The organism is Amycolatopsis sp. NPDC001319 (assembly GCF_042896185.1).
In the GTDB taxonomy this organism is placed as follows: Bacteria; Actinomycetota; Actinomycetes; order Mycobacteriales; family Pseudonocardiaceae; genus Amycolatopsis.
This window is the reverse complement of the sequence record NZ_JBIAWY010000003.1, coordinates 1-16,234: the sequence shown is the minus strand read 5'-3', so window position 1 is coordinate 16,234 and position 16,234 is coordinate 1. Positions and strand designations below refer to the sequence as shown.

Annotated in this window: 16 protein-coding genes; 10 read left to right on the top strand and 6 right to left on the bottom strand. The window is 68.9% G+C overall.

What is annotated here, in order from left to right; all coding sequences use genetic code 11:
- The first annotated feature begins 49 nt into the window (after positions 1-49).
- Genes ACFY1H_RS10435 through ACFY1H_RS10425 form a run of 3 tightly spaced genes read left to right on the top strand, consistent with a single transcriptional unit; the run spans position 50 to position 1,449 of the window.
- On the top strand, positions 50-475 hold the full coding sequence (locus ACFY1H_RS10435; protein WP_285970952.1) for a roadblock/LC7 domain-containing protein: 426 nt from the start codon (positions 50-52) through the stop codon (positions 473-475).
- Between the two features lie 34 nt (positions 476-509).
- Positions 510-878, top strand: coding sequence for a DUF742 domain-containing protein (locus ACFY1H_RS10430; protein ID WP_285970953.1), 369 nt, complete (start codon positions 510-512; stop codon positions 876-878).
- Positions 859-1,449, top strand: coding sequence for an ATP/GTP-binding protein (locus ACFY1H_RS10425; protein ID WP_285970954.1), 591 nt, complete (start codon positions 859-861; stop codon positions 1,447-1,449). Before ACFY1H_RS10430 ends, ACFY1H_RS10425 begins: the two co-directional genes overlap by 20 nt.
- A 70-nt stretch (positions 1,450-1,519) precedes the next feature.
- Here ACFY1H_RS10425 and ACFY1H_RS10420 read toward each other — a convergent pair whose 3' ends face one another.
- Together ACFY1H_RS10420 and ACFY1H_RS10415 are read right to left on the bottom strand one after the other, a co-directional pair.
- The gene (locus ACFY1H_RS10420) at positions 1,520-2,893 is read right to left on the bottom strand and encodes a tryptophanase (RefSeq protein WP_366577549.1); all 1,374 of its coding nucleotides are present in this window, start codon (positions 2,891-2,893) and stop codon (positions 1,520-1,522) included.
- 45 nt (positions 2,894-2,938) lie between these two features.
- Positions 2,939-4,072 carry a tryptophan dimethylallyltransferase family protein gene (locus ACFY1H_RS10415; RefSeq protein WP_366577547.1) on the bottom strand — a complete coding sequence of 378 codons (1,134 nt, stop codon included), beginning with the start codon at positions 4,070-4,072 and terminating at the stop codon, positions 2,939-2,941.
- 341 nt (positions 4,073-4,413) lie between these two features.
- Here ACFY1H_RS10415 and ACFY1H_RS10410 point away from each other — a divergent pair, with 341 nt between their 5' ends.
- Positions 4,414-5,235 (top strand): methyltransferase domain-containing protein, encoded by an 822-nt coding sequence (locus ACFY1H_RS10410; protein ID WP_366577545.1) that lies wholly within the window; start codon positions 4,414-4,416, stop codon positions 5,233-5,235.
- A gap of 78 nt (positions 5,236-5,313) precedes the next feature.
- Here ACFY1H_RS10410 and ACFY1H_RS10405 read toward each other — a convergent pair whose 3' ends face one another.
- The 3 genes from ACFY1H_RS10405 to ACFY1H_RS10395 form a co-directional block, all read right to left on the bottom strand.
- Complete coding sequence (locus ACFY1H_RS10405; RefSeq protein ID WP_366577543.1) at positions 5,314-6,624, bottom strand: MFS transporter; 1,311 nt, start codon at positions 6,622-6,624, stop codon at positions 5,314-5,316.
- Positions 6,625-6,660: 36 nt separating this feature from the next.
- Entirely contained in the window at positions 6,661-7,986 is a 1,326-nt protein-coding gene (locus ACFY1H_RS10400; protein WP_366577541.1) for an MFS transporter, read from the bottom strand.
- A gap of 170 nt (positions 7,987-8,156) precedes the next feature.
- Entirely contained in the window at positions 8,157-8,927 is a 771-nt protein-coding gene (locus ACFY1H_RS10395; RefSeq protein WP_366577539.1) for an IclR family transcriptional regulator, read from the bottom strand.
- A 217-nt stretch (positions 8,928-9,144) separates the two neighbouring features.
- Here ACFY1H_RS10395 and ACFY1H_RS10390 point away from each other — a divergent pair, with 217 nt between their 5' ends.
- Genes ACFY1H_RS10390 through ACFY1H_RS10365 form a run of 6 tightly spaced genes read left to right on the top strand, consistent with a single transcriptional unit; the run spans position 9,145 to position 15,603 of the window.
- Positions 9,145-9,747: an SRPBCC domain-containing protein gene (locus ACFY1H_RS10390; RefSeq protein ID WP_366577537.1), complete on the top strand. Its 603-nt coding sequence runs from the start codon at positions 9,145-9,147 to the stop codon at positions 9,745-9,747.
- Entirely contained in the window at positions 9,744-10,628 is an 885-nt protein-coding gene (locus ACFY1H_RS10385) for an FAD binding domain-containing protein (protein WP_386945973.1), read from the top strand. The genes ACFY1H_RS10390 and ACFY1H_RS10385 overlap by 4 nt, the downstream gene beginning before the upstream one ends.
- Complete coding sequence (locus tag ACFY1H_RS10380) at positions 10,585-12,903, top strand: xanthine dehydrogenase family protein molybdopterin-binding subunit (RefSeq protein WP_366577533.1); 2,319 nt, start codon at positions 10,585-10,587, stop codon at positions 12,901-12,903. Before ACFY1H_RS10385 ends, ACFY1H_RS10380 begins: the two co-directional genes overlap by 44 nt.
- Positions 12,900-13,379, top strand: coding sequence for a (2Fe-2S)-binding protein (locus ACFY1H_RS10375; RefSeq protein WP_285970963.1), 480 nt, complete (start codon positions 12,900-12,902; stop codon positions 13,377-13,379). Before ACFY1H_RS10380 ends, ACFY1H_RS10375 begins: the two co-directional genes overlap by 4 nt.
- On the top strand, positions 13,376-14,161 hold the full coding sequence (locus tag ACFY1H_RS10370; protein ID WP_366577531.1) for an alpha/beta fold hydrolase: 786 nt from the start codon (positions 13,376-13,378) through the stop codon (positions 14,159-14,161). The genes ACFY1H_RS10375 and ACFY1H_RS10370 overlap by 4 nt, the downstream gene beginning before the upstream one ends.
- Complete coding sequence (locus ACFY1H_RS10365) at positions 14,158-15,603, top strand: UbiD family decarboxylase (RefSeq protein WP_386945971.1); 1,446 nt, start codon at positions 14,158-14,160, stop codon at positions 15,601-15,603. The genes ACFY1H_RS10370 and ACFY1H_RS10365 overlap by 4 nt, the downstream gene beginning before the upstream one ends.
- Positions 15,604-15,691: 88 nt before the next feature.
- On the opposite strand, the gene ACFY1H_RS10360 is transcribed toward ACFY1H_RS10365, so the two are convergent.
- The coding region (locus ACFY1H_RS10360; RefSeq protein ID WP_386945969.1) for a transposase family protein at positions 15,692-16,234 on the bottom strand (543 nt) is incomplete at its 5' end.

Below are 16,234 nucleotides of genomic sequence, written 5' to 3'. Positions count from 1 at the left end.
CGCGACAGCACACAGGAAAGTCCACACAGGAAAGTCAAGGTCTCTCCGCATGAACGAGTACGGGAACTCCAAACCCGACCTCAACTGGCTCCTCGACGATGTCGTCCACCGCGTCGTCGGCGCGCAGAACGCCATCGTGCTGTCCGCCGATGGGTTGCTGCTCGGCAAGTCGAGCGGCATGAGCAAGGACGACTCCGACCAGTTGTCGGCGATCGCGTCCAGCCTGCAGAGCCTCGCCAAGGGGGTGAGCCGGCAGTTCAACCGCGGTCCCGTGCTGCAGAACATGATCGAGATGGAGGGCGGGTACCTCTTCGTGTCGGCAGCCGGCCAGGGCGCGTGCCTCGCGGTGCTGGCCGGCGCCGATGTGGACGTGGAGATGATCGCCTACGAGATGAACCGGCTGGTCAAGCGCGTCGGCGACTACCTCGCCTCGGCGCCGCGCGAAGCCGCCACCATGCTCAGGGAAGCCACGTGACGACTGCCGACCTACCTGTTCCCGCGGAGGCGGTATGACAGACGACAACTGGTACGACGAGGCCGCCGGACCGCTGGTGCGGCCCTACACGATCACCAGCGGCCGCACGCCGTCCGAAGGCGCGCAGCTCGACGTGTCCACGCAGGTGATGACCCTGCAGTCGGAACAGGAGCCGGCCGGCCTCGGCCCGGAGCACCTGGCGATCACCCGGCTGTGCCGGCGGCCGCTGTCGGTCGCGGAGATCGCGGTCTACGTGAAGCTGCCGCTCGGTGTTGTCCGGGTGTTGTGCGGCGACCTGATCGAGCGCGGCCTCGTCATCACGCGGTCCCCGTCCCACCAGCCGGCCCAGGCGCCGGACCACGAAACTCTCCAGGCGGTTCTCGATGGCCTCATCAAGCTCTGACGGCAAGGGCGCCGACTCGGTCCCCACACCGGTCAAGATCATCATCGCCGGTGGGTTCGGCGCCGGGAAGACCACCATGGTCGGCTCGGTCAGCGAAATCCCGCCACTGTCCACCGAGGAGGTGCTGACCGAGGCGAGCCACGGCGTCGACGACCTGTCCGGTGTCGAGCGCAAGAAGACCACCACGGTCGCACTCGACTTCGGCCGGATCACGATCTCACCGCGCCACGTGCTGTACCTCTTCGGCACGCCGGGCCAGGAACGCTTCTGGTTCATGTGGGACGACCTCGCGCGCGGCGCGATCGGGACCATCGTGCTCGCGGACACGCGCCGCCTGGAGACGAGCTTCGCGGCCGTCGACTTCTTCGAGCGCCGGCGGATCCCGTTCATCGTCGCGGTGAACTGCTTCGACAACGCCCCGCGCTACACCGCCGACGAGATCCGGGAGGCGCTGGTCGTGCCCGACCGCGTGCCGATCGTCATGTGCGACGCGCGGCAGCGGGACTCGAGCAAGATCGCATTGATCCGCCTCGTCAAGCACGCGATGACCGTGGTTCCGCAGCCTGCGTGAGACACCGGCTTCCATGGAACGCAGTGGAGGGTCACTCCCGACCGGAAGTAACCCTCCACTGTGGACTGGATCAGACGACGGGTGCCATCGTCAGGTTGAAGTGCCGAAGGATCTTCGGCGCCTCGACGATCCGGTAGCCCGGCACGCTTTCCGGGTTCTTCGCGATGTCACTCAGGATCTCGGCGACGTAGTCGTAGTGGCCCCGGGAGTAGGTCCGGCGCGGCAGCGCCAGCCGGACGAGCTCGAACGGCGCCGGCGTCACCAGCTCGTTGTTCTCGTCGAGCTCACCGATGTAGAGCGAACCCAGTTCCGCACAACGGATCCCGCCCGCCAGGTACAGCTCGCACGCGAGCGAGTGGCCCGGGAACCGGCTCGCCGGCAGGTGCGGCAGCAGGCGGCCGGCGTTGAGGTACAGCGCGTGGATGCCGGGCGGCTGCACGATGTCCACGCCCGCGTCGTTCGCGAGCTGCGCCAGCCGCGCGGCCTCGGCCGCCCGCGCCTCGAGGTAGTGCGGGTCGAGCACCTCCTGCAGGCCCCTGGCGAGACGGTCGAGATCGTGGGCGCCGAGGCCGCCGTAGGTGCGGAACCCCTCGGTGGCGATGAGAAGCGCCTCACAGCGCTGCGCGAGCTCGGGATCGCGCAGACCGATGAACGCGCCCATCGGCGAGATGCCGTCTTTCTTCAGGCTGGCCACGCAGCCGTCGACGAGGCCGAACGCCTCCTCGGCCACCTCGCGCGGCGTCTTGCCCGCGTAGCCCTGTTCGCGCTGCACCACGAGCCAAGCGTTCTCCGCGAACCGCGCGGCGTCGAGGAAGATCGGCACGCCGTGCGCGCGGGCCAGGCGGCTCGCGGCGGCCAGGTTCGCCATCGACACGGGCTGGCCACCGCCGCCGTTGTTGGTGATCGTGACGAGCACCATGCCGACCCGGTCGGCCTCCGGGCCGGTGAGCAGCTGCTCCAGAACGTCGAGGTTGATGTTGCCCTTGAACGGTTCCAGGCTGTCGAGGTCGCCGAACTCCGCGCACGGCAGGTCGCGGGCCTCGGCGCCGAGCAACTCGACGTTGGCGCGCGTGGTGTCGAAGTGCGTGTTGCTCACCGAGATCTTGCCCGGCCCCAGCACGTTCGTGAACAGCACGCGCTCGGCCGCACGGCCCTGGTGCACCGGCAAGAGGTGGGGGTAGTGCGTGAGCTCGCTCAGCGCCTCGCGGAAGCGGAAGAACGACTCGGAGCCTGCGTAAGAGCGATCCGCCGCCGCGGCCGCCGCCTCCTGCTTCGCGGAGACCGCGCCGGTTCCCGAGTCCGTGAGGAGGTCGATCGAGACCATGTTGGCCGGCAGGTTGAACGCGTTGTAGCCGGCCGCGGCGAGCGCGCGCTCACGCTCCGCGCGGGTGGTGACCGGGATTTCGGCGACAACCTGGGCCCGGTAGGGCGGGAAGGTCCGCATCAGGTATTTCCTCCACTGTCTGGTGTCGGTGAAAAACTACCGCAGTCACGAAACCGGTCCGAGGACCGGCCTCTTTCGAGCCGGCAGAACCTGATATGCCTCGGACGACAGGTAGACGGTGATTCCCGAGCCGAATTCCCCCATTCTCAGAGCAACGTGCGCGATCAGCCCGACACCGGCACTCAAAGGCCGCTGCGAAACCGCTGCCAGGGCTTTGTCCAGTTTTGTCCCGTCGAAGCCGTACTGCGCGAGAACGGCGTGCGTGCGGGCGTTCGCCACTTCGTCATCGGGCACATAGCTGCGAATGGGAAGATAGACGCTGTAGTTGGCCGGCCGGGCTCCTGATCCCTCGACGAAAGAATAACTGGAGACCAGCGGCCGGCCTTCGAACGGACCTTTCCCGCCGCCCAGCACGGCGAGGAACTCGCGGATCAGCAGTGGGTCGGCGCCGGCCACCAGCTCCCCCGCGAACTCGACGTCGGACGAGTCCGCGGCCTCGTGCGACACGTACACCTTCACCCGCGAGAGAGGATCGTCGTCGAGGTCGAGCGCGAAGAACGAGAAGTTGTCCCGCTCGCCGCGGCGCAGCGCGTGCTCGATCATGGGATCGAACGCCTCGTCGATGTTCAGCCGGCGCAACCCTTCACTGACCAGAGAATCGGCCATCGAGGGGCCGCTGATCTGCGGGTTCAGGTAGACCTTGATCTTCGGCGCGCGGCCGGGCCGGAAAATCAGGGAGTACCACAGCGTGAACGGTCCCTGCCGCTCCTCGTGCGGCAGGAACAGGTCGGCGACGGCGTCGAGCCGGTCGGTGACCAGGCCGTACTCGCCGGCCACCTGGTCGAGGAACTCGCGGGGACTCCTCGACCCGACGGTCTCGCCGAGGACCCGCACCACGCATTCGCCCGTGGTGTCGAAGGCGAGCGAGAATTCGACGGGAGTTGTGTCGTCCGCCACATTCGAGGGGAATTCAGGAGGTGTCGCCAGGCTTTTTTCTCCCTGCGGGCCCAGCAGGCCGCGCAATAAGCCCAGGTGACGGCCGTCCGTGCCGTCGAAACCGACTACTTCACAAAGCCGCTCGAGTTGTCCGCTGAGGTGGGTGTACATCGATAAATCAGCCATCGACACACTCGCTCCGACCATGACGCCGTATTCACCATTCATTCGTGCTTTGCGCATTCGGCCTAACGCTGCCACCGCCAGTTGGCGGGCAGACAAGAGAGCCGTCGATAGATTAGACGGAGGAATACTGCGCCGCTACGTCTGACGGGGCGATCCGGCCACGAAAAGCTGTGTCTGAGTGTGCCTGCGGGGCCAAAGAGTTCACCTGAACAACGCATCGACACGAAGCCGTACTGGAGGTACGCGGGCGCGCACACGCGAGTCGGTGCCCGGCGCGCAGCCCGGTTGGCGGCTGGACGCGTTCCGGGGCCGATGCCATCATCATCCGCGCCATCAGGCGGGTCCGAAGGGGTGCAGAAGTGACTTCAGTGACAAACACTGGCGGAGTCGAAGAGTCCGTGCGTGGCTATTACAACGCAGCCATCGACGCCTATGCCGTGATGATGCCCCAGGATGCCTGGCATCACGGCGACGAGCGTGCTCACAACGCGGGACTGTCCTCGGAGGAAGCCGCGCTGGACATGCAGCGCCAGTTGGTCGCCGCGACCGGGATCACCGCCGGCGACCTCGTGCTCGACTTCGGTTCCGGGGTCGGCGGCGCGGTGGTCAACATGGCGGAGATGTCGGGCGCGCGGTTCGTCGGCATCTCGAACAACGACGCGCTGACGGCGAAAGCCCAGCGGCTGGCCGCGGCGCGCGGCTTGGCGGACAAGGCGTTCTTCCACTCCGTCGGGGACACCGAGTACCGGACGCTCGGGGCGTGGCCGGACGCCGCGTTCGCGGCCATCACCTACCAGGAGTCGGTGGTCCACCTGCCGGACAAACAAGCCTTCTTCAACGCCGCGTTCCGGGTGCTGCGCCCGGGCGGCACGCTGGCCGCCGTGGACTGGATCCAGCGCCCGTGGGGCGATCACCGCAGCCCCGAGCAGATCGAGGCGGTGATGGCCGAGGTCAACCGCGGGTTCTGCATCCCGTACCACGCCACCGTCGAGCAGTACCGGGACATGCTGGTCTCCGCCGGGTTCGACGTGCGCGAAGCGGTGGACCTCTTCCCGTCCGGCCCTTGCTGGGGCTCGACGCCCGAGGAGGAGCGGGACAAGTGGCTCACTTACGAAGGTGACCGCAACGATCTCTTCCACGACTCGAAAATCGCGCTCGACGCGGCCCGGGCCGCCGGCGTGTTCTCCGTGGCCAAGCTGGTCGCAACCAAGCCGGCCTAGGGTCCATCCCTTGCAGGACAGCGTTTTGCCCGGTCCGCCGAGTGACGACGGACCGGGCAAGGCACCACAGCTGGAGACCTATTCGACGGCTTCGATCCGCCGCCCGGTCGAGTCGGGCGCGGCCAGGGAGAGCACCGCCGCCGCGACCGGGCCGACGATGCCGAACGCCAGTGCGAGCGGCACCGTGCCGGCGATCGACAGCGCGATGAGCGGGAACAGCCCCGCGCCCAGTCCGCGGCCGGCGTAGTAGCTGAGGTTCGAGCCGGTCGAGCGCACGCGCGTGGGGAAGAACTCGGCCATCCACACGCCGAGCACGCCGAAGCCGCTGGCACCCGCGGCGCACAACATCAGCGCCCAGAACGTCGGCGCACCCCAGAAGTTCGACCCGATCTTCGCGTTGTGACCCACCACGAGGATGAGGAACCAGGCGAAGCCGACCACGCCGAACGCGCCGGCGACGAACATGGCCCACTTGCGCTTGATCTTGTCGGACAGCGCGCCGGCCATCGGATAGGTGACCGCCGTGACGATGAGGTTGAGCAGCACGATCAGGCTGGCCGTGCCCAGCGGCACCTTCTCCACCTTGATCAGGAACGTCGACAGGTACGAGATCATCGAGTTCGTGGTGAGGAACAGCGCCGTCGCGATGCCCATGAACAGGATGGTGCCGCCTGCATAGCCGTTGCGGAACAGGTCCAAGATCGGCACCTTGGTGCGCCGCTTGTCCTCGGGAACGCGGCCCTCGCGAAGCTCCCGCTGATAGGTCCGCCACTGCTCCGACTCCGGCAGCATGATCGCCGACAGCACACCGATCAGCAGCGTCACGCCACCGATGACGATGTAGCCCGCGCGCCAGCCAGTCGCGGTGCCGAACTGGACGATGCAGAAGTAGATGACGCCCTCGGTCACGATCTGCCCGACGATGTACATCGACTGGATCGAGCCGCCCATCAGGCCGCGCTTGCTCGTCTTCCACGCCTCGGCGAACATCGAGTACGACAGGCCGAACAGGCCACCCATGCCGACGCCGGCGAGCAGCCGTGTGAGCAGGAACAGCAGGTAGTTCGGCGCCAGCCCGCCCAGCAGCGCGGCGAGCCCGAAGACGACCACCGAGCCCGTGTAGGTCCAGCGGCGGCCGTAGAGGTCACCGAGCCAGCCGACGAGGATGCCGCCCGCGATCGAGGCGAAGCCTTGCAGCGTCGCGACCTGCACGATCTGGATGGTGCTCACGTGCAGGCTTTCCGACAGGTACGCCAGCGGGTAGCCGACGAGGTTCAGCTCCGCACCGTCGAAGAGCGTGCCGAGGAAGGCGAAGATGAGGATGCGCGCGGTTGCCGGGTGGACGCCGGTGCCCCCGCCGGTTGGGGCGGAGATGCGGACGGTCGACATGCGGGGGCCTTTCGCGGGGGTCGGGAGGAACGAGGATCAGTCGGGCAGCTGTTGGCCGCGCGTCTCGGGGCAGAACGGGGCGACGACGAGGCCGAGGATGTAGATGAGCCCGACGACGGTGGCGGCGACGCCGTACCCGCCGAGCTGCGAGATGATCGCGCCCGCGGTGAGCGGGCCGAGGAAGGCGACGAAGCGCGCCGCGTTGAACACGAACGCGGCGCCGGTCGCGCGCAGGTGCGTCGGGTAGAACTCGGGCAGCCACACCGGCATCCACGTGTACTGGCCGAGGGTGAAGAAGCCGTTGACCACGAGCACGACCACGATCAGGCCGAGGCTGTGCGTCCACAGGAACAGCACGGGCGTGAGCACCAGCGACGCACCGAAGAACAACAGCACCGCGGGTTTTCGGCCGAAGCGGTCGGCGATGAAGCCGAACGAGATGTACCCGGCGATGGCGCCCGCGTTGTAGATCATCCCGGCCGCGCTGGCCCACGACTGGCCCGAAGCACCGTTCTGGGCCGCGACCGAAGAGACGTACGCGGGCACCCAGGTGGAGATGCCCCACCAGCCCAGCGTTGTCACCAGGGACATGAGCGACCCGAGGATGGTCAGCTTGCGCAGCTTGGGGTCGATCATGATCTGGCGCAACGTGAGCCGCGTGAACGACTGCTCGTGCTCGGTGAGCGCCTCGCCCTTGCGTTCCTTCAGTTCCTTGCGCCGCTTGTGCGCGCTCTTCCAGTTCTCGGACTCGGGCACCGACTTGCGCAGCCACAGCGCGAACACCGCCGGCAGCACGCCGATGAGGAACATGTAGCGCCACGAGTCCGCACCCAGCGGCGCGATGAACAGCCAGCAGGCCGACGCGATGAAGAAGCCCAGCCCGAGCCCGCACTGCATGAGCCCGGCGGCCTTGGCCCGCGCGTTGGCCGGCCAGGTCTCGGCGACCAGCGACGTGCCCGTGCCCCATTCGGAGCCGAGCGCGAAGCCGGTGATGAAGCGCAGGACCAGGAACGACGTCCACGACCACGACACGGCGGTGAGGCCCGTGAACGCCGCGTACAGGACCATCGACGTCAGCAGCGCCCGGCGCCGGCCGAAGTAGTCGGCGAAGACGCCGCCGAGGATGCCGCCGAAGCCCCAGCCCAGGAGCGTCACGGCGATGGTCGCACCGGTCAGGAACGCGACCTGGCTCGCGGGCGCGCCGGGGTCGAGCCGCTTGAGCACCACCGCCGCCGTGAGGATCAGGGCGTAGGTCTCGAAGCCGTCGAACAGCCAGCCGAGGTTGGCTGCGATCAGTGACCGCCACTGGGTGCGGGTCAGGGTCTTGGTCCACGAGGTGGGTTTGACGGCTACGTCGCTCATGGCCATCTCCTTTCCGGGCCGCCATGGGCCGGATCGAGATTCGAAGGGCGGGACACGTTGTCCTCTATTGAGGACATTGAGTCCCGCATGCGGCACATTAAGCGAGCCGGTCGACAGCGGTCAAGAAACGCGCGACCAGGCAAGATCGGAATACTTCCGCAGATGCGGAACTATTCCTCGATTTTCACCGCACCTCCGGTGCGATCGGTGATTCTGAGTCCGCATTCGCGGATCAGCGAGCCATGTTGATCCACAGTGGACTCGTTCAGCTCCGAGGAGAACGCGAGCGTGCAGACGACCATCGACACGCGCCGCTGAGCGTCGAACACCGGCGCCGCCAGCCCGGACTGACCGAGGTCGAACTCCCTGATGCTGACGCTGTAGCCGCGCTCGCGCGTGGCCGCCAGCTCCGCACGCAGCGCGGCCCGCGTGGTGACGGTTTCGGCCGTGAAGCCCTCCAGCCCGTAACGATCCGCGAGCCGCTCGACGTTGGCCGGGTCCTCCCACGCGTAGAACGCGCGCATGATCGCGGGCGCGGAGAAGGGGAACGTGTCGCCGATGCCGACGGTGATCCGCACGCCCTTGCCGCGGTCACCCTTGGCCAGCACGGAGTACTCGGCGGCACCGTGGCGCTGCACGGCGAAGACGATGAAGCCCGTGCGCTGGCTCAGCGAATCGAGCTCCTGCTGCACGATGTCGGTCATCCAGTCCTCGGACACGCGGGCCATCGAGAGCAGCCGCGGCCCCAGCGACCAGCCCCCGCGGTCGCCGCGCGTCGCGGTCCAGCCGGCTCGCTGCAGGGTGCCGAGGATGTTGTACGCCGTGCTGCGGTTGAGCCCCAGCTCCTCGATCAGCGCCCCGGAAGACACCGGCTCCGGCCAATCGCGGGCAATTCGCTCCAGGAGCCGCACCGCGTTCAGCACCGCCGGAACGTCGCTCATGATCCGTCACCCCTCGCCATTCTGCTTGAGCGCACGGTAGCCGAGCCCTTTCCGGACTCGCCAGGACCTGTTGCTGGTCCGGCCAAAAGCAGGCCGACCCCGCTACGGCACGCAACCGCCGCGACAAGGTCATTCGGCCGTGACTGTGGCTGGATCAGCAACCATTGATACAGTAACGTCCTGTGGAGCAGACACTTAGTCCTCTATGGTGGTCATTATGAAGCTTGGATCCTCCTTTGTCGTCCCCGCGGACCACAAACGCGTGTTCGCCCATTTCCTCGACCCCGACACGATGCGGGTCGCCATCCCCGGCGCCGCGGAGCTGGTCCGTTCGGACAGCACGCACTACCGCGGCAAGCTGGTCAACGAGATCGCGCACGTGAAGTTCAGCGCCGGGTTCTCCGCCGAGATCACGGAGCTGACCGAGCCCGAGGAAGTCAAGGCCCTCCTGAAGGGCGAGGACCACAAGCTCGGCAGCTCGATCAAGATCGACGCCCGGCTCGGCGTGCAGCCCGACGGCGCCTCCTCGTCCAAAGTGGACTACAGCCTCGACGTGGCGATCTGGGGCAAGATCGGCCGCATGGGCGAGTCGATCGTCCGGCGCCGCTCGCAGGAGGTGGAGCGGGAGTTCGTGGCCGCGTTCGCCGAGATCTGCGCCGCGGGCCCGCCCGGGCCGGACAACCCCGGCCTGGCGAGCGTGATCGCCAAGCGGGAAGGCCCGAAGAAGCGGGTCGCCGAGACGCCGGCCGGTGACGCCGCGCCCGCGAAGGAATCGTGGTGGCGCCGCCTGCTCGCCAAGCTGTTCGGCGGCAAGAAGTGACCGCCTACCACTACCCCACCACGCTCGACGAGACGTGCGCGCTCCTCGACGACGGTGAGGACACGATGGTCTACGGCGGCGGCACGGCCGTGCAGATCCTGCTCAAGCAGGGTGTGCTGTTCGCCACGGACCTGGTCGACATCGGCGGCGTGCCGGGCCTGGCCGAGATCACCGAGACCTCGAAGGGGCTGCGCGTCGGTCCGCTGGTCACGTTGCGGCAAATGGAGACCAGCCCGATCGTCCGCCGGGTCGCCCCGCTCGCGGCCGAGGTGTACAGCCGGGTGGCCAATCCGCGCGTGCGCAACACGGCGAGCGTCGGCGGCAACATCGCCCACGGCGACTACCGGCTCGACCCGCCGACGGCGTTGATGGTGCTCGACGCGACCGTGGAGCTCACCTCGCGCCGCGGCTCGCGCAAGGTCGCCGCGCGCGAGTTCTTCGTCGACTTCCAGCAGACCGCGCTGGAGCACGGCGAGCTCGTGTCGGCGATCGAGATCCCCAGCCAGCCCGAATCCGCCGGCGCGCACTTCGCGAAGCTCTCCAGCCTCGCGGCCAACGACTGGCCCGCGGCCTCGGCGGCGGCGCTCGTCGTGGAACGCTCGCGCGGCAAGCGCGACGTCCGGCTCGGCCTCGGCGCGTTGAGCCACGTGCCCGTGTTCCTGCAGTTCGAGGCGGCGGCCGACACGTCGGTGGACGACGTCGTCACCGCGGCGAAGGACGCCGCGACGCCGCTGCTCGACCCGCTTCCCGACGTGCGCGGGAGTTCCGACTACAAACGGCGCCTCGGTCTCGTGGCCGTCGAAGAAGCCATCCGCAAGTCCTGGAAGGAGGGCAGCGATGACCACCGTCGAGTCTCGATCTTCGGTCGCCGCCGTCGGTGAGCGCTGGGCGCGTGTCGACGGCCGGGCCAAGGTCCGCGGCGAGCTGCGCTACGCGGCAGACCAGCCCGTGCGACCGTGCCTGGACGTCGCCGTGCACCGCAGCACGCGCCCGCACGCGACGATCACCGCCATCGACACGAGCCGCGCGCTCGCGGCCGAGGGCGTGGTCGCCGTGGTGACCGGCGCCGACCTGTACGCGGAGTTCGGCGACCGGCTCATGACCGGGCCCGCGTTCTCCGACCAGCCGTGCCTCGCCTACGGCAAGGTGCGCTACGTCGGCGAACCGATCGCCGCGGTGATCGCCCACGGCGTCAAGCAGGCGCGGGAGGCGGCCGAGCTGATCGAGGTCTCCTACGACGAGCTCGAGCCGGTGCACGACGTCGACAAGGCCGTGCAGGGAGCACCGTTCGTGCACGACGAGCTGCGGCCGTCGATCGTCTTCGGCGACCTGAAGCACCTGCGCGGCAAGCGCGACACGAACGTCAACTACGAGTACAACCTGCGCAAGGGCGACCCGTCGAGCGTCAGCGGCACCACGGTGTCGTACGACTTCTGGTGCCCGCCGACGCACCACGTGCCGATCGAGCTGCCGTACGCGGCCGCCTGGTGCGAGGGTGACCGGCTGGAGCTGATGGCGACCACGCAGACGCCGTCGTACGTGCGCCAGTCGCTGGCCGACCTGCTGGACCTGCCGCTGAACCGCGTCCGCGTGCGCACCGCGCCGCTGGGCGGGAGCTTCGGCGCGAAGATGTACGACCGCCTGGAACCGCTGGTCGCGGCGCTGGCGTGGACGCAGAAGGCGGCCGTGAAGATCACGGCGACCCGCGAAGAGGCGTTCCTCCTCACCACGCGCCACGGCTGCGCGGTGGCGGGCAGCATGACCGCGGACGAGAACGGCATGATCGTGGCGTCCACTTCGGACGTTCGCTACGACACCGGCGCGTACGCCGACGTCGGCCCGCGCATCACCGCGAAGTCGGGCCTGGTCGCGCCGGGTCCGTACAAAGTGGACAACGTGCGCGTGCGGTCGCGGTGCGTGTACACGAACAAGCCGTCGGCCGGGCCGTTCCGCGGGTTCGGCGTGCCGCAGGTCACGTGGGCGCACGAGTCGCTGGCCGACGAGCTCGCGCGGCAGCTCGGTGAGGACCCGGTGGAGTTCCGGCGCCGCAACATGCTGCGCGAAGGCGACATCGCACCCGTCGGCACGCCGATGCACAGCGCCGACTTCCTCGGCAGCCTCGACGCCGTGACCGAGGCGATCGAGTGGGGCACGCCGTTCGTCAAGCAGGAGGGCACGCTGGTGCGCGGCCGCGGAGTCGCGGTCGGCGTGAAGGCCGTGCTGACGCCGACGATCTCCAACGCCGTGGTGCAGCTCAACCAGGACGGCTCGGCGTCGCTTCTGATCAGCACCATCGACATGGGCCAGGGCAGCGACACGATCATGGCGCAGATCGCGGCCGAGGTGCTGTGCCTCGGCGAGGGCGACGTGCGCGTGATCCAGGCCGACACCGACGTGACGCCGTACGACACGATCACCGCCGGCAGCCGCTCGACCTACCACACCGGCAACGCCGTGCGCCTGGCCGCGGAGAACATGCGCGACAAGCTCGTGGAGCTGGCGGCGGAGCGCTTCGGCGTGGAGGCGACGGACATCAAGCTCACGTCCGACGGTCTCGTCAGCGCGCAGACGCAGGAAACCGTCTCTGTGTCGGAGCTGCTGCACGGGCACTTCGGTGCGCGGGGCACGACGTTGACGGCGGAGGCCAACTTCACCACGTCGTGGCAGCCTTACGACCACGAGAACGGCCTGTCGCCGCAGGTCACCGAGCACTGGTTCGCCGGCGCGGCCGCGGTGCAGCTCACCGTGGACACGGCGACCGGGCGCATCCACATCGAGCACCTGGCCGTGGCCGGTGACGTGGGCCGGGCGATCAACCCCGCGATGGTGGAGCAGCAGCTCTCGGGCGCGGCGATCATGGGCATCGGGCACGCGCTGTTCGACCAGATGGTGTTCGACGAGGGCCAGATCGTGAACGGCACGCTGCTGGACTACCAGCTGCCGTCCATCAAGGACATGCCGGACAAGCTCACGCCGATCATCATCGAGAGTCCACACCGGACGGGCCCGTTCGGCGCGAAGGGCGTCGGCGAGACCACCATCATCCCGCTCGCGCCGGCCATCGCCAACGCCGTGCGCGACGCGACCGGCGTGCGCATCACCACGCTTCCCCTGACGCCCGAACGCGTCCTGACCGCGCTGGAGGAACAGCCGTGAGGGAGATCGAACTGAAGGTCAACGGCCTGCGCCGCAAGCTGGGCGTGGCCGACGACGAGCTGCTGCTCGACGTGCTGCGCCGCGAGTTCGGCACCACGAGCGTGCGCGAAGGCTGCGGGGTCGGCGCGTGCGGCGCCTGCACGGCGCTGGTCGGCGGCAAGAGCGTGTCGACGTGCCTCTCGCGGGCCGCGCGCTTCGACGGTGCCGAGATCACCACCGCCGACGGCCTGCCGGACGACGACGAGGTGGTGGACGAGTTCGTCGCCAACCGCGCGATGCAGTGCGGCTACTGCATCCCCGGGTTCGTGATGATGGCCCACGAGCTGCTGGGTGAGAACCCGCAGCCGACCGACGAAGAGGTCGTGGAGCACCTGGAGGGCAACATCTGCCGTTGCGGCACGTACTCCGAGATCCACGCCGCGATCAAGGCCGCGGCCACGCGCCGGGCCGCCAGGAACGAAAGGGCCACCGCGTGAACGTCGAAACCTCGCAGGGCACGCTGCACGTCCACCGGACGGGCACGTCCGGCCGGCCGCTGCTGCTCCTGCACCCGCTCGCGCTGTCCGGAGCGGTCTGGGACCCGGTCGCGCGGTTCTTCGAGGACAAGGCCCAGGTCCTGGCGCTGGACGCACGTGGCCACGGCGAGTCCACTTGGAACGGTGCCGACTTCACCGTCGACGACATGGCGGCGGACGCGGCGGCGGTTCTGGAAGCCGCGGACGCCGGTCCCGCCGACGTCGTCGGCCTGTCCATGGGCGCCAGCACCGCGCTGGCCCTCGCGGCGACGCGGCCCGAACTCGTGCACCGGCTGGTCCTGGCCGACGGCACGGCTTACTACGGTGACGACGCCGTGCCCGTCTGGGCGGAGCGAGCCGAGCGCGCGACGACGGTGCCCCGGGACAAGCAGCTCGACTTCCAGCGGGACCGGTGGTTCGCCGAGCCCTTCCTCACCGGCCACCCGGACGAGGTCGAGCGCGTCTGCGAGATCTTCCTCAAGACCGACTCCGCGGCTCACGGCGCGGCCTGCCGCGCCCTCGGCGGTCTGGACGCACGCACCCGCCTCGGCGACGTGAAGGCCCCGACGCTCGTGGTCGTCGGCGAGGAGGACTACGCGACTCCGCCCGCGATGTCCGAGGCACTGGCGGCGGGTATCGCGAACGCCGAGCTGCGGGTGCTGGAGAAGACGCGGCACCTCAGCCTGCTGGAGCGACCGGACCTGTGGCCCACGCTCGCCTCGTTCTTCGGCGGCACGCAGTGACGGACGAACCCCTCCTCAGCCTCCGCACCCACCTCGACGCGATCGCCGGCTACGGCGAGCTGCGCGACGTGAAGGGCGCCGACTGGGACCTCGAGCTGGGCGGCATCGCCGAGCTGAGCTACCGGATGGACCCGCCGCCCGCGTTGCTGTTCGACGACATCAAGGGCTACGCGAGCGGCCTGCGCGTCCTGACGGGCAGCACGGGTTCCCCGCGCCGGCTGGGCCGCACGCTGCGGCTCGGCGAGGACCTCGACTCCGTCGGCGTGGTGGACGCCCTGCGCGGCAAGCCGTCGCAGTGGTCGGCCACGGCGCGGGACTTCCCCGTGCTGCCCGTGACGGACGCGCCGCTGCTGGCCAACTCAGTGCCCGGATCCGAGGTCAACCTCCTCGACTTCCCCGTGCCCCGCTGGCACGCGGACGACGGCGGCCGTTTCATCGGCACCGGCTGCTTCGTAGTGACGTCCAACCCGGAAACCGGCGTCCACAACGGCGGCTGCTACCGCATGGAGGTCCAGGACGACGGCCGCGGCGTCACCGTGGCCATGGTCCCCGGCAAGCACGGTGACCAGAACGTGCGCGCGTGGTTCGAGAAAGAGGGCCGCGCGCCGGTCACGGTGTCGTTCGGCCACGACCCGCTGTTGCTGGTCCTCGGCGGCACGGAGGTGCCGGGCGGCGTTTCGGAGCTGGAGTACGCGGGCGCGGTGCTGGGTTCTCGGGTGCCGGTGGTGCTCGGCCCCGACACCGGGCTCCCCATCCCCGCCGGCAGCGAGATCGCCATCGAGGGCTGGCTGCGGCCGGACCACCAGCGCGACGAGGGCCCGTTCGGCGAGTGGACCGGGTACTACTCGGGCAAGCGCCGGCCGAACCTGGCCATCGACATCACGCGCATGTACTACCGCGACAACCCGATCCTGCTCGGCGCGCCGCCCGGGAAACCGCCGCACGACTACTCGTACATGCGGACCGTGATGAAGTCGGCGATGATCCACGACGAGCTCGCCGCCACTGGCGTGCCGGGCGTGGTGAAGGCGTGGGCGCACGAATCGGGCGGCGGGCGGCTGTTCATCGCCGTCTCGCTGCAGCAGAAGTACCCGGGACACGCGCGACAGGTCGCGTACCTGGCCGCCCAGTGTCCCGCCGCGGCGTACATGAACCGCTACGTGGTCGTCGTGGACGACGACGTCGACCCCGCCGACCCGGACGAGGTCATCTGGGCCATGTCGACCCGCAGCGACCCGTCGCGCGACATCGAGATCATGAAGCAGACGTGGGGCAGCAAGCTGGACCCGCTGTACGTGGACGGTTCTCCCGCCTACAACAGCCGCGCCATCATCGACGCCTGCCGCCCCTTCGAGCGCCTGGCCACCTTCCCCAAGGTGGCCACCAGCGACCCGGCGTTCCTGACCTCGCTCGCCGACAAGTGGCGTGACGTGCTCGGCTGACCCACCCCGATGCGGCGTTGGTTGCGTTGAACGCATCCGATGTGGCGTTCGGTGCGCTCAACGCACCGAACGCCACATTGAGGTTTTCTCAGTAGCGGCCGTGGTGTTCGTGGTGGGTGAGGACGAGTGCTGCTTGGACGATGGTGCCGATGCGTTTGGGGCAGAGGGTGATCCGTCGCAGTGCTGACCAGCGGGTTTTCAGCATTGCGGCGGCTCGCTCGCCGAGGCAGCGCAGTTGGCTGTGCAGCAGGTTGTAGCTGTGGTGGTCGGTTGCCAGGGGCGGTTGGCCTGCGGCTTTCTTGAACGGTGTCAGGATGCCGATGCCGGCTGAGTGATAGGCCCGGTCAGCCAGAGTTCTCAGGCCCGCGGCTGCGGCGGCGGTCAGCGCTCCGACGATGCCGAGATCGCGGGCGGCGGAGAGGTCGTTGCGGGAGCCGGGCAGCACCGGGGACACCCAGAGCGGGAATCCCTCAGCGTTGGCCAGGAACTGGATGTTCCCGCCGAAGCTGCGGTGTTTGCCGGAGTACCACAGATGCACCGTCGTTCCGCGGTTGGTGCCTTTGGTTTTGATGGTGGTCGCGGCGATGCGGGTGGTGGGGATCAGGGTGCCGTCGAGGATGACGTGGGTGTC

Bases quoted from the DNA above. Each gene is read 5' to 3' on its own strand.
- ACFY1H_RS10435 (WP_285970952.1), top strand. From the start codon at position 50: ATGAACGAGTACGGGAACTCCAAACCCGACCTCAACTGGCTCCTCGAC.
- ACFY1H_RS10430 (WP_285970953.1), top strand. From the start codon at position 510: ATGACAGACGACAACTGGTACGACGAGGCCGCCGGACCGCTGGTGCGG.
- ACFY1H_RS10425 (WP_285970954.1), top strand. From the start codon at position 859: ATGGCCTCATCAAGCTCTGACGGCAAGGGCGCCGACTCGGTCCCCACA.
- ACFY1H_RS10420 (WP_366577549.1), bottom strand. From the start codon at position 2,893: ATGCGGACCTTCCCGCCCTACCGGGCCCAGGTTGTCGCCGAAATCCCG.
- ACFY1H_RS10415 (WP_366577547.1), bottom strand. From the start codon at position 4,072: ATGCGCAAAGCACGAATGAATGGTGAATACGGCGTCATGGTCGGAGCG.
- ACFY1H_RS10405 (WP_366577543.1), bottom strand. From the start codon at position 6,624: ATGTCGACCGTCCGCATCTCCGCCCCAACCGGCGGGGGCACCGGCGTC.
- ACFY1H_RS10400 (WP_366577541.1), bottom strand. From the start codon at position 7,986: ATGAGCGACGTAGCCGTCAAACCCACCTCGTGGACCAAGACCCTGACC.
- ACFY1H_RS10395 (WP_366577539.1), bottom strand. From the start codon at position 8,927: ATGAGCGACGTTCCGGCGGTGCTGAACGCGGTGCGGCTCCTGGAGCGA.
- ACFY1H_RS10390 (WP_366577537.1), top strand. From the start codon at position 9,145: ATGAAGCTTGGATCCTCCTTTGTCGTCCCCGCGGACCACAAACGCGTG.
- ACFY1H_RS10380 (WP_366577533.1), top strand. From the start codon at position 10,585: ATGACCACCGTCGAGTCTCGATCTTCGGTCGCCGCCGTCGGTGAGCGC.